Below are 12,164 nucleotides of genomic sequence, written 5' to 3' on the forward strand. Positions count from 1 at the left end.
TCGATCCGGTTTTAGCAAAGACCACGAGGAAAAATCTAGACGCCAAAGGTGAACGACCTGTGACAGCGTCTTACAGAGCAACGTCAGGACTTTTCGGACGGAAACAAAAAAGCCCCCAGGTATCGCTACCTGAGGGCTTTCGAATATGGCGCAGCGGACGGGACTCGAACCCGCGACCCCCGGCGTGACAGGCCGGTATTCTAACCGACTGAACTACCGCTGCGTGTCGGTTGGACTTTCGTCCGGTACAGCAACCTCCTTGCGCCTGGAGTGAATCACTCGACAAGCCGGTTCGGGGTAGGAACCAAGGAGGGGGAAATGGCGCAGCGGACGGGACTCGAACCCGCGACCCCCGGCGTGACAGGCCGGTATTCTAACCGACTGAACTACCGCTGCGCGTAACTTGCGAGAGTGGTGGGTGATGACGGGATCGAACCGCCGACCCTCTGCTTGTAAGGCAGATGCTCTCCCAGCTGAGCTAATCACCCTTCGTCTCGAAGTGGGGCGCATTCTACAGCCGGCGAATCCTAAGTCAATGCCCTGATTGAACTTTTTTTCATTTTCCACAAAAAAAGTTCGGCGTGCGGTGGCTGGCCTCGGTACGAACTCAGGTTCGCGAGCAAGCTCGCTCCTACAAGACCGGGTCCGCGAGCGCTCTTGCAGGAGCGAGCTTGCTCGCGAACCGCCCATGCCCGGAGTCGGAGAGCCGCAAAAAGAAAAAGGGCGACCCGTAGGCCGCCCTCCTCTTTCACACCCGACACTCAGTCGAGGTAGATCATCTTGCGCGTCATGCCGCCATCGATCACCAGCTCCTGGCCGGTGACGAAGCCAGCGCTGTCGCCGATCAGCCAGGCCACCGCCGCGGCGATATCCTCGACTGTGCCGACGCGGCCGACCAAATGCTGGTCATGGTCCAACTCGGTCAGCGGCTCGGCCTCACGTTCGCGCAGATCGCGGGCGTCGATCCAGCCGGGGGAAATCGCGTTGACGCGAATCTCCGGCCCCAGGCTGCTGGCCAGGGCGTGGGTCAGCGACAGCAGACCACCCTTGCTCGCCGCGTAGGCTTCGGAGTTCGGCTCGGACTGGTGCGCGCGGGTGGAAGCGATATTGACGATGGCACCGCTGTGCGCACGCAGGTACGGCGCACAGTGCTTGGCCAGCAGCATCGGCCCTGTGAGGTTCACTGCGAGCGTACGGTTCCACTCGTTCAGGCCAAGGCCTTCCAGTGGCGTATTGTGCGGCCGGGCGATGGCGGCATTACTCACCAGCGCGTCGAGCCGGCCGAACTGGCCGATCAACTCGGCAACCGCTGCTGCAACCTGCCCTTCATTGGCCACATCCAGCGCGATGTAGCTGGCGCGTTCGCCGAGCGCTGCAGCCACTTTCGGCCCGCGCTCGCGATCGATGTCCGCCAGCACCACCTGCCAGCCCTCGGCGACCAGCCAGGCAGCGACGCCCAGGCCGATGCCGTGAGCCGCACCGGTGACCAGCACCACCTGGCCGTTGCCCAGGGCGTCCATCACGCTCACAGCGCCGTCAGGCCTCGCGCCAGGTCGGCCTTGATGTCATCGACATCTTCCAGGCCCACGGCGACGCGGATCAGGTTGTCACGGATGCCGGCGTTCTCGCGCTCGGCCGGCGACAGGCGACCGTGGGAGGTCGTAGCCGGGTGGGCGATGGTGGTCTTGGTGTCACCCAGGTTGGTGGTGATGGAGATCATCCGGGTGGCGTCGATGCAGCGCCAGGCTGCCTCCTTGCCGCCCTTGACCTCGAAGCTCACCACCGCGCCGAAGCCCTTCTGCTGACGCTTGGCCAGTTCGTGCTGCGGATGACTGGTGAGGCCGGCGTAGTAAACGCGCTCCACACCTGGCTGCTGTTCCAGCCACTGCGCGACTTGCTGGGCCGAGGCGCTGTGGGCCTGCATGCGCACGCGCAGGGTTTCCAGCCCCTTGATGAAGATCCAGGCGTTGAACGGGCTGAGCGTCGGGCCGGCGGTACGCAGGAAGCCGACAACGGGCTCCATCTGCGCGCGGCGACCGGCAACCACGCCACCCATGGTGCGACCCTGGCCATCGATGTACTTGGTCGCCGAGTGGATCACCACGTCCGCGCCCAGTTTCAGCGGCTGCTGCAGCGCCGGGGTGCAGAAGCAGTTGTCCACGGCCAGCAGCGCGCCCTTGGCGTGGGCGATTTCGGCCAGCGCAGCGATATCCACCAGCTCGGCCAGCGGGTTGGACGGCGACTCGACGAAGAACAGCTTGGTGTTCGGCTTGCAGGCCGCTTCCCAGGCTTTCAGATCGCTCAGCGGCGGGTAATCCACCTCGATGCCGAAGCGCTTGAAGTACTTCTCGAACAGGCTGATGGTCGAACCAAATACGCTGCGCGAGACCAGCACGTGGTCACCGGCACTGCACAGGCTCATCACCAGGGAAAGGATGGCCGACATACCGGTGGACGTGGCCACCGCCTGCTCGGCACCTTCCAGCGCAGCGATGCGCTCTTCGAAGGTCCGCACCGTGGGGTTGGTGTAGCGCGAGTAGACGTTGCCCGGCACTTCACCGGCAAAGCGTGCAGCCGCGTCGGCGGCGCTGCGGAACACGTAGCTGGAGGTGGTGAACAGGCCCTCGCCATGTTCGCCCTCCGGGGTGCGGCGTTGCCCGGCACGCACTGCGAGGGTGTCGAAACCGACACCCTCCAGGTCGCTGTCCAGCCGGCCGGCTTCCCAATCCTGAGCCATGCCCTGCTCTCCCTATTCGTTTCTGAATCAGTCGTTGTAGAGATCGATGATGGCGCTGACCGCGACACTCTTGGTCTTGGTCGCGTCGTTGCGCGCCTGCTCGATCTTGTTCAGATAGGCTTCATCGACGTCGCCGGTGACGTACTCACCGTTGAACACGGCGCAATCGAAGTGTTCGATCTTGATCTTGCCGCCCTCGGTGGATTCGATCAGGTCCTGCAGGTCCTGATACACCAGCCAATCGGCGCCGATCAGCTCGCCGACTTCCTCGGTGCTGCGGTTGTGCGCGATCAGTTCGTGAGCACTCGGCATGTCGATGCCGTAGACGTTGGGGTAGCGCACCGCCGGGGCGGCGGAGCAGAAGTAGACATTCTTCGCGCCGGCCTCGCGGGCCATCTGGATGATCTGCTTGCAGGTGGTGCCGCGCACGATGGAGTCGTCCACCAGCATCACGTTCTTGCCGCGGAATTCCAGCTCGATGGCGTTGAGCTTCTGGCGTACCGACTTCTTGCGCGCGGCCTGGCCGGGCATGATGAAGGTACGGCCGATGTAGCGGTTCTTCACGAAGCCTTCGCGGAACTTCACGCCCAGGCGGTTGGCCAGCTCCAACGCGGCGGTGCGGCTGGTATCCGGGATCGGGATGACCACGTCGATATCGTGGTCCGGACGCTCGCGGAGGATCTTGTCGGCCAGCTTCTCACCCATGCGCAGGCGTGCCTTGTAGACCGAGATGCCGTCGATGATGGAGTCCGGACGCGCCAGGTAGACGTGCTCGAAGATGCACGGCGAGTACTGCGGGTTGGCGGCGCACTGACGGGTATAGAGCTTGCCTTCCTCGGTGATGTACACCGCCTCGCCCGGCGCGAGATCGCGGATCAGGGTGAAGCCGAGGACGTCCAGCGCCACGCTTTCCGAGGCAATCATGTATTCCACGCCGTTTTCGGTGTGGCGCTGGCCGAAGACGATCGGGCGGATCGCATGGGGATCGCGGAAACCGACGATGCCGTGGCCGGTGATCATCGCCACCACGGCGTAGCCGCCGACACAACGGGCATGCACGCCGGCCACAGCGGCGAAGACGTCTTCCTCGGTGGGCTGCAGCTTGTTGCGCACCGCCAGTTCATGGGCGAACACGTTGAGCAGCACTTCCGAATCGGAGTTGGTGTTCACGTGGCGCAGATCGGATTCGTAGATTTCCTTGGCCAGCTGCTCGACGTTGGTCAGGTTGCCGTTGTGCGCCAGGGTGATGCCGTAAGGCGAGTTGACGTAGAACGGCTGCGCCTCGGCAGAGCTGGAGCTGCCTGCGGTGGGGTAGCGCACGTGGCCGATGCCGATCTTGCCGACCAGGCGCTGCATGTGGCGCTGCTGGAAGACGTCACGGACCAGGCCGTTGTCCTTGCGCAGGTACAGACGGTCGTCCTGACAGGTGACAATCCCCGCAGCGTCCTGGCCACGATGCTGGAGAACGGTGAGCGCGTCATACAGCGCCTGATTGACGTTCGACTTGCCCACGATACCGACGATGCCACACATGCGACGCAACCCCTAGTTGGTGTTCAGGCTAAAACAAATCCGTATTCGGCAGTATCCACCGGACCTGCCGTAGCGGCGACGGCTTCCCGTCGCCTCCGCCCGCCCGTCACTGGGCTGGCAGCAAAGACCCCACTCCAGAAGGCGGAGTGATGGTGACGCCGGACATCCACTGCCCGGCAAACGTCAGGATGAAATTCTTCGACCAGTCGGCGACCATCAGGAAATGCGGCATCAGCACCGATTGCTGCCACCACGGGTCCTGTTGCACCGGCGCCAGACTGAGCAGACCGACCAGTAGAACCACCAGCAGCACACCACGGGCGCCGCCGAACACCATGCCGAGCACACGGTCGGTGCCGGACATGCCGGTCACCCGCACCAGCTCGCTGATGAGGAAATTGACGAGTGCGCCCAGCAGCAGCGTGACGACGAAAAGAAGAGCGCAGGCGGCGATGACACGCCCCGAGGGCAGCTGAATGTAGGGTGCGAGATGCTCGGCCAGCGCGCCGCCGAACATCCAGGCGACCGCACCGGCTACGATCCAGGTGACCAGCGACAGGGCTTCCTTGACGAAACCACGGCTCAAGCTGATCAGGCTGGAAATGACGATGATGCCGATCATCGTCCAATCGACCCAGGTAAATGCCACGTTGCGGCCCAGAAACGGAAAGGCCCCGCATTTTAGCAGAGGCCTTCGATTTAGAAGAGCCCCAGTTTGCCATGGGGCTGATTGAGAGAAGCTAACGAACCAACTCAGCCACGTTCAGGCTGGAAACGCACCACGAAACCGTTGAGCTTCTGCTGCTTGCCGAGCTGATCGCGCAGGCGGTCTGCCTCGGCGCGCTCGACCACCGGTCCGACGAACACCCGGTTCATGCCATCGAAGCTGCGAACGTAGGCGTTGTAGCCCTGGCTGCGCAGTGACTTCTGCAGTTCATCGGCGCGGGCGCGGTTGGACAGGCTGGCCAGCTGCACCGACCAGCTCACCGGCAGGTTGTTGCTGTCCAGACGCTGGGCCGGCTGTTGCGCAGGCGCAGCCGGAGCGGCACTGGCCTGGGCGGGCTGCTGAGCGGGCGCAGCAGGCTTGGGCGCAACTGGCTGCGGAGCCGGAGCCTTGGGCTGAGCGGACTGGGACTGCTGGGCTGGCGAGCTGGCGATCGGTGCGGAAGGCGCCTGCGCGGCCGCCGTCTCGGCAGGCGGCACACCGTTTTCGGCGTCTTCGGCCTGTGGCTCGGGAACCTCGGTGGGTTGCACCTCGACCGTCGGCATGGCCGGCGGCTTGGGCATCACCGGCGCCTCGACCACGACCTGGCGTACATCATCCTCGCGGGAGAACAGCATCGGCAGGAAGATGACCGCCAGTGCCAACAGCACCAGCGCTCCGACTACCCGCTGCTTGAGCCCCTTATCGAGCAACGCCATGCAACAACTCCCCTTGGGTCTACCTTATTGAGCAGCCTTGGCGAGCCACTCCAGGGCATCCGCCACGCTGTAGAACGATCCGAACACCAGAATCTCGTCATCGGTGCTTGCTGCATCGCACTGCGCTACCAGCGCCGCGGCGATATCGCCATGGCAACTGACCTGCGCCCCGCGAGCCTGCAATGCCGCCTGCAACTCTCCAGCAGGACGGCTGCGGCTGGTGGGTAACGGTGCGACGGCCCAATCCTGCACCAAGCCGAGCACAGGTTCCAGTACGCCGTCGAGATCCTTGTCCGCCAGCAGGCCGAATACCGCGTGGCGCACGCCCTTGGGCGGCGCCGCACGCAGGCGACTGGCCAGGTATTGCGAGGCGTGCGGATTATGCCCGACGTCGAGCAGCAAGTGGCGCTCTTCGCCGTGCCATTGCACGGTGCGCCGATCCAGGCGCCCGGTAACCCGGGTACGCAACAGCGCGGCGGCCAGGGAATCAGGCTGCCACGGCAGGTCCAGCAAGGCATAGACCTGCAGGGCCAGCGCCGCGTTCTCCATCGGTAGTTCGAGCTGCGGCAGGTTGTGCAGGCTCAGCGCTTCACCCGAAGCGGAGCGGCCACGCCAGTGCCAGTCGCCCTCGCCCATCGCCAGGTCGAAATCGCGGCCGCGAAGGACCAGCGGCGAACCCAGTTGGCGAGCCTGCTCCAGGAGCGGTGCCGGCGGTTCCAGGTCGCCACACACGGCAGGCTTGCCAGCGCGGAAGATACCGGCCTTCTCGAAGGCCACGCTTTCGCGGGTATCGCCCAGCCAGTCGGCATGGTCGATGCCGATGCTGGTGACCACGGCAACATCGGAGTCGATCAGGTTGACCGCATCCAGGCGGCCGCCCAGGCCGACTTCCAGCACCACCGCATCGAGGTTGGCGCGCTCGAACAGCCAGAAGGCCGCGAGAGTGCCCATCTCGAAGTAGGTCAGGGAGATTTCGCCGCGCGCCGCCTCGACGGCGGCGAAGGCTTCGCACAGCGCTTCATCGCTGGCTTCGGCGCCATCGATGAGCACGCGCTCGTTGTAACGCAGCAGGTGCGGCGAGCTGTACACGCCGACCCGCTGGCCCTGCTCGCCGAGCATGGCGGCGAGGAAGGCGCAGGTGGACCCCTTGCCGTTGGTGCCGGTGACGGTCACCACGCGGGGCGCGGGGCGTCCCAGGCCAAGCCGGCCGGCTACTTCACGGGAGCGGTCCAGCCCCATGTCGATCGCCGTGGGGTGGAGTTGTTCGAGGTAGCTGAGCCAGTCGGCAAGGGTACGTTGGGTCATCCTGCGAGCGCGGTACTTGGAGTGTGGGTGAACTTGGCGAGCACCTTGGCCAGGCGCGGACGCAGCTCGGCACGGTGAACGATCATGTCGATGGCGCCGTGCTCCAGCAGGAACTCGCTGCGCTGGAAGCCTTCGGGCAGCTTCTCGCGCACGGTCTGCTCGATCACGCGCGGACCGGCGAAGCCGATCAGGGCGCGCGGCTCGCCGACGATCACGTCGCCGAGCATCGCCAGGCTGGCGGAGACGCCGCCGTAGACCGGGTCGGTCAGCACGGAGATGAACGGGATGCCCTCTTCGCGCAGACGGGCCAGCGCGGCGGAGGTCTTGGCCATCTGCATCAGGGAGATCAGCGCTTCCTGCATGCGCGCGCCACCCGAGGCGGAGAAGCAGATCATCGGGCAACGGTTTTCCAGGGCGTAGTTGGCGGCGCGCACGAAGCGCTCGCCGACGATGGAGCCCATGGAGCCACCCATGAAGGAGAACTCGAAGGCACTGACCACCACCGGCATACCCATCAGCTTGCCGCTCATGGAGATCAGCGCGTCCTTCTCGCCGGTATCCTTCTGCGCAGCGGTCAGGCGGTCCTTGTACTTCTTGCTGTCGCGGAACTTCAGGCGGTCCACCGGCTCCAGCTCGGCGCCCAGCTCCTCGCGACCTTCCTCATCGAGGAAGATGTCGATGCGCGCACGCGCGCCGATACGCATGTGGTGATCGCACTTGGGGCAGACGTCGAGGGTCTTTTCCAGCTCGGGGCGGTACAGCACCGCTTCGCAGGACGGGCACTTGTGCCACAGGCCTTCCGGCACCGAGCTCTTCTTAGCCTCGGAACGCATGATGGAAGGGATCAGCTTGTCTACCAGCCAGTTGCTCATGCTTACATCTCCAGTGCAGGGGCGCGGTGCGATGGACGGCGCCTGCCCCTGAGCAAATTCATCGTCGCGGTACCGACCTCAAGGCCGGAACCCCTCGCAAACAAAGGCGCCGCCGAGGCGTCGCCATGAATACACCACTGGGTCGCCGACGGCAGCCGCCAGCGAGTCCCAACGCTGCCGTGCAGCGATTGGGTAGTGGACGGCGGCGGGCCGCTCGTCGTCACATGAAGATTCCGCGTCAAGCCACCGACCGGCACTGGGCGATGAAATCGCGGATCTTCTGCGCATCCTTGATTCCCTTGCTCGCCTCCACCCCGCCGCTCACATCCACGGCGTATGGCCGCACCTGGGCGATGGCCTCGGCCACGTTGGCCACCGTCAGGCCACCCGCCAGGATCAGGGGGCGCTGAACATCCTTCGGCACCAGGGACCAATCGAAAGCCTGCCCGGTTCCACCAGGGACGCCCTCCACGTAGGTATCGAGAAGGAAACCACTGGCCTGTGGGTAGTTCGCGATCTGCGCCGCCACGTCGTCGCCCGGCTTTACCCGCAGGGCCTTGAGGTAACGCTTGTGCCAGCCGGAGCAGGCTTCGGGCGTTTCGTCGCCGTGGAACTGCAGGACGTCCAGCGGCACCGCATCGAGGATCTCCCCCAATTCGCAACGGCTGGCATCGACGAACAGGCCGACGGTGCTGACAAAGGGCGGCAACGCGGCAACGATTGCCCTGGCCTGCTGGATGCTCACCGCACGCGGGCTCCTGGCGTAGAACACCAGACCGATGGCGTCGGCGCCCGCCTCGGCGGCTGCCAGGGCATCCTCGACTCGGGTAATACCGCAGATTTTGATGCGAACGGCAGACAAGATGCAGCAACCTTCAGGCAAGTGATCGATCGATGGTAGCAAATGCCCCCGGCAACGTCAGCCAACGACATCCGGCAAACTTGAAAGGAAATGTGGCCCCAGGTAGCGCTCGGGCAACACGAATTCCTCCGGGTACTCCACGCGCACCAGGTACAACCCGTAAGGGTGCGCTGTGACGCCCCCGGCACGGCGATCGCGTGCCGCCAGCACTTCGGCCGCCCACTCCGACGGCCGCTCACCGGCGCCGATGGTCATCAGCACACCGGCGAAGTTGCGCACCATGTGGTGCAGGAAGGCGTTGGCGCGAATATCCAGCACGATGAAGCGGCCGTGCTCGATCACCTCCAGGTGATGCACGGTTTTCACCGGCGACTTGGCCTGGCACTGCACGGCGCGGAACGAAGTGAAGTCATGGGTGCCGACCAGCGCCCGGGCCGCTTCGCGCATGCGCGAGGCGTCCAGCGGACGGTGGTTCCAGGTCACCTCTTCGGCCTGGTGCGCCGGGCGGATCTGGTCGTTGTAGATCACGTAGCGGTAACGCCGCGCCAGGGCACTGAAGCGCGCATGGAAGTGCGCCGGCATCACCTTCGCCCAGGTCACGCTGATATCGCCCGGCAGGTTGGCATTGGTGCCCATGATCCAGGCCTTGAGCGGGCGCTCGACCGTGGTGTCGAAATGCACCACCTGCCCACTCGCATGCACCAGAGCGTCGGTACGGCCCGCGCACATCAACGAGACGGGATGATCGGCCACCCGGGACAGGGCTTTTTCCAACGCCCCCTGTACGGTCGGCACACCATCTTCCTGGCGCTGCCAGCCGCGATAACGCGAGCCTTTGAATTCGACGCCCAGGGCAATCCTGGAAACGCCAACGGCGGCCGATTCGGCCGCCGCTGAGAGTACTGCTTCAATCATCTATCTGGAGCCTTCCGGCTCAGGCGATACGCCCGAGCAGTTCACGCGCTTCCTGCTGCTGGTTGTCGTTACCCTCGGTGAGCACTTCATCGAGGATGTCGCGGGCGCCTTCGGTGTCACCCATGTCGATGTAGGCACGCGCCAGGTCGAGCTTGGTGGCCGCTTCATCGGCGCCGGAGAGGAAGTCGAAATCGTCTTCGTCATCGGCCCCCTCGCCCGGCAGGGCAAGGTCGCTCGCGAGGAAGCTGTCTTCAGCCAACGGCGCGGCAACCGGAGCTTGCGCCTCGTCATTCTGCGACGACAGACGATCCAGCTCGGCGCTGACCTCGTCCAGTTGTGCGGCGAAACTGTCGGCGGCCTTGGCCGGCACCGGCTCGTCGTCCGCCAGGGACAGGTCGAAGTCGTCCGGCAGGTCGTCGGCCTGCGGCGCCTTGCTGTCGATATCCAGGCTGAACTCTTCGGGACTCACTCCGGACAGCGAAGCGGTGTCGTCGTCCAGGCCCAGCAGGAAGTCGTCTTCCGCCGATGCCAGGGTAGCGTGGGTGTCTTTCTCCAGATCCTTGTCCAGGTCCAGGGAGAAATCGCCCAGATCGTCCGCCAGCGACGGAGCCTCAACCTTGGCAGCCGACTCTTCCGGCAGGTCGAGGTCGAAGGCGAAGTCGTCCTCGGCCTTGGCGCTCGGCGCCTCGGCCGGCGAACCGCCCAGGCTCAGGTCGTCATCCAGGTCGAAACTGCCGAAGGACAGATCGTCGTTCTGCTGGGTGGCCGGAGCGGCAGGCTTGTCTTCGCCCAGATCAAGATCGTCCAGCGCCAGATCAAAGGCATCGTCCAGGTCGCCATGGGGCTGCGCAGCGGGCTCCGCAGCGGCTGCCCGGGAATCGATGGTGAAGTCGTCCAGGCTGAATCCGTCGAGCTCATCGTCGGAAGCCGCTGCCGCTGCGGCCAAGCCGCCACCCACTGCAGCCAGGGTGACCATGCCCGGATAGCGGGATTTCAGCTGTTCCACCTGCGGTTCGGCGCCGCCGATCTCGCGCAGCTCGTTTTCCTGGCGGGCGAAGCCTTCGCGATCACCGATCTCGGCATAGACCTCCATCAGCTTCAGGCGCAGGTCGGCGCGCTGCGGCTCGTCGTAGATGGCGCCCTGCAGCAGTTCGGCAGCCTGGTTGAAGCGGCCGTAGGCGATGTAGATATCCGCCTCGCCCAGCGCATCGCTGGTCTGCGCGGCAACGCGCTCGGGCGCAGCTTGTGTCGGGGCGGCGACTTCGGCGGCCTGCGGCACGTCGAGGGTATCCAGCTCGCTGCCGGCGAGGGCCAGGTCATCGTCCAGGTGCGGCTCGTCGTCGCCGGCGTAGGCAGCGAGGCTTTCCTGCTCCTTGGCGGCGCGGCGACGGGAAATGATCATCAGCAGGACCAGCAGGGCCAGCAGTGCGCTGCCGGCAATTGCACCCAGCCAGATCGGGTTGGCGAGGATCTCGTCGACGATGCTCGTCTGGGCCTGCTCGACCGGTGCAGCCACTGGAGCAGGCGCCGGCTTGGGCTTCTGCGCCTCGGGCGCGGGTGCAGGGGCGACCGGAGCGGGCGTCGGTGCCGGTTGCGGCTGCGCCTCGGCGGCCGGTGCCGGCGGGGTGCCCGCATCGCCAGCGGGAGCCGGGGCGACCGGTTGTTCAGCGACCGCCGGAGCCGGCGGAGTTGCGGGCTGAGCAGCCGGTTCGGCGCCCGGCACCGGAGCCGGCACGACAGCGGCGCCGTTGGCTGCAGCCTTGTCGTTGCCCAATTCGTTCTGCAGCTTCGCCAGCTGCGCATCCTTCAGCGCAATCAGCTTCTGCAGCTTGTCCATCTGGCTCTGCAGGTCGGTCATGCGACTGCTCAGCTCGTCATTCTCGCGACGGGTGCTGTCGAGACTCTCCTTGGTGACGGCCAGCTTGTCGGCGACGGCCTGACCATCCTTGCTGCCCTTGTCGCCACCCTTGGCCTTGCCGTTCTCGCCGGAGAGCAGGCGCAGGCTGTCCTTGGTCTCGGCCTGGGCCGGAGCGTTACCGGCGTTGGCGCGGGGAGTGGCGTCCAGCTGACGGGTACCGCCGGCCGGCAGGCTGCGGCCCTCGCGCCAGGCGGTGTACTGCTGTTTGACTTCGGCCTCGGCAGTCGGCTGGGTGCGGGCCTTGATCTGCTCCGCATCGGGCAGGCGCAGCACCTGGCCGCTCTTCAGGCGGTTGATGTTGCCACCGAGGAAGGCGTCGGGATTGAGATCCTGGATCGCCAGCATGGTCTGCTGGACGGATACGCTGCCGTCCGGGCGCGCACGGGCGGCGATGTCCCAGAGGGTGTCATTCTTGCCGGTGCGATATTCGTTGCCGTCCAGGCGGCGCGACGCGGCAGCCGGGGCCGGAGCGGCGCTGCGGGCGGGAGCGGCGGCAGGACGGGGCGCAGCCGTGGCGGACGGGCGCACGGCGGGTGCGGGGACGGCCATCGGCGCGCGCGGCACGGCGGCGGCGGTCTGCGGGGAATACAGCGGCGGGGG

10 protein-coding genes and 3 tRNA genes are annotated in these 12,164 nt (G+C 65.7%); all 13 read right to left on the reverse strand.

Annotated features, from left to right (window positions below; translation table 11 throughout):
• Positions 1 to 146: 146 nt before the first annotated feature.
• Positions 147 to 223: transfer RNA gene (locus A9513_RS12765), tRNA-Asp, on the reverse strand.
• 96 nt (positions 224 to 319) lie between these two features.
• Positions 320 to 396, reverse strand: a tRNA-Asp gene (locus A9513_RS12770).
• 16 nt (positions 397 to 412) lie between these two features.
• Positions 413 to 488, reverse strand: a tRNA-Val gene (locus A9513_RS12775).
• Positions 489 to 761: 273 nt separating this feature from the next.
• A complete protein-coding gene (locus A9513_RS12780; RefSeq protein WP_037007981.1) occupies positions 762 to 1,520 on the reverse strand; it encodes an SDR family oxidoreductase in 759 nt (252 codons plus the stop codon).
• 5 nt (positions 1,521 to 1,525) lie between these two features.
• Positions 1,526 to 2,737: an O-succinylhomoserine sulfhydrylase gene (locus A9513_RS12785; RefSeq protein WP_065084950.1), complete on the reverse strand. Its 1,212-nt coding sequence runs from the start codon at positions 2,735 to 2,737 to the stop codon at positions 1,526 to 1,528.
• A 27-nt stretch (positions 2,738 to 2,764) separates the two neighbouring features.
• A complete protein-coding gene (purF, locus tag A9513_RS12790) occupies positions 2,765 to 4,270 on the reverse strand; it encodes an amidophosphoribosyltransferase (RefSeq protein WP_065084951.1) in 1,506 nt (501 codons plus the stop codon).
• A gap of 106 nt (positions 4,271 to 4,376) precedes the next feature.
• Positions 4,377 to 4,919: a CvpA family protein gene (locus A9513_RS12795; RefSeq protein WP_138525869.1), complete on the reverse strand. Its 543-nt coding sequence runs from the start codon at positions 4,917 to 4,919 to the stop codon at positions 4,377 to 4,379.
• A gap of 104 nt (positions 4,920 to 5,023) precedes the next feature.
• The gene (locus A9513_RS12800; RefSeq protein ID WP_024767273.1) at positions 5,024 to 5,692 is read right to left on the reverse strand and encodes an SPOR domain-containing protein; all 669 of its coding nucleotides are present in this window, start codon (positions 5,690 to 5,692) and stop codon (positions 5,024 to 5,026) included.
• A gap of 24 nt (positions 5,693 to 5,716) precedes the next feature.
• Positions 5,717 to 6,997 (reverse strand): bifunctional tetrahydrofolate synthase/dihydrofolate synthase, encoded by a 1,281-nt coding sequence (gene folC / locus A9513_RS12805; RefSeq protein ID WP_038803622.1) that lies wholly within the window; start codon positions 6,995 to 6,997, stop codon positions 5,717 to 5,719.
• Complete coding sequence (accD, locus tag A9513_RS12810) at positions 6,994 to 7,869, reverse strand: acetyl-CoA carboxylase, carboxyltransferase subunit beta (protein ID WP_038803623.1); 876 nt, start codon at positions 7,867 to 7,869, stop codon at positions 6,994 to 6,996. The genes folC and accD overlap by 4 nt, the downstream gene beginning before the upstream one ends.
• Before the next feature lie 238 nt (positions 7,870 to 8,107).
• Positions 8,108 to 8,731: a phosphoribosylanthranilate isomerase gene (locus A9513_RS12815; RefSeq protein WP_065084952.1), complete on the reverse strand. Its 624-nt coding sequence runs from the start codon at positions 8,729 to 8,731 to the stop codon at positions 8,108 to 8,110.
• Positions 8,732 to 8,788: 57 nt separating this feature from the next.
• Positions 8,789 to 9,646 (reverse strand): tRNA pseudouridine(38-40) synthase TruA, encoded by an 858-nt coding sequence (gene truA / locus A9513_RS12820; RefSeq protein ID WP_065084953.1) that lies wholly within the window; start codon positions 9,644 to 9,646, stop codon positions 8,789 to 8,791.
• A gap of 19 nt (positions 9,647 to 9,665) precedes the next feature.
• A partial coding sequence (locus tag A9513_RS12825) for a FimV/HubP family polar landmark protein (protein WP_065084954.1) occupies positions 9,666 to 12,164 on the reverse strand: 2,499 nt, incomplete at its 5' end.

Origin of the sequence: Pseudomonas sp. AU12215 (assembly GCF_001675465.2) — a bacterium.
GTDB classification, from domain to species: Bacteria; Pseudomonadota; Gammaproteobacteria; order Pseudomonadales; family Pseudomonadaceae; genus Pseudomonas; species Pseudomonas nitroreducens.

What these genes read in the sequence shown, in the direction of transcription:
- purF (WP_065084951.1), bottom strand. Translation starts at nt 4,270, where the DNA reads ATGTGTGGCATCGTCGGTATCGTGGGCAAGTCGAACGTCAATCAGGCG.
- accD (WP_038803623.1), bottom strand. Translation starts at nt 7,869, where the DNA reads ATGAGCAACTGGCTGGTAGACAAGCTGATCCCTTCCATCATGCGTTCC.
- truA (WP_065084953.1), bottom strand. Translation starts at nt 9,646, where the DNA reads ATGATTGAAGCAGTACTCTCAGCGGCGGCCGAATCGGCCGCCGTTGGC.
- folC (WP_038803622.1), bottom strand. Translation starts at nt 6,997, where the DNA reads ATGACCCAACGTACCCTTGCCGACTGGCTCAGCTACCTCGAACAACTC.
- A9513_RS12785 (WP_065084950.1), bottom strand. Translation starts at nt 2,737, where the DNA reads ATGGCTCAGGATTGGGAAGCCGGCCGGCTGGACAGCGACCTGGAGGGT.
- A9513_RS12800 (WP_024767273.1), bottom strand. Translation starts at nt 5,692, where the DNA reads ATGGCGTTGCTCGATAAGGGGCTCAAGCAGCGGGTAGTCGGAGCGCTG.
- A9513_RS12780 (WP_037007981.1), bottom strand. Translation starts at nt 1,520, where the DNA reads ATGGACGCCCTGGGCAACGGCCAGGTGGTGCTGGTCACCGGTGCGGCT.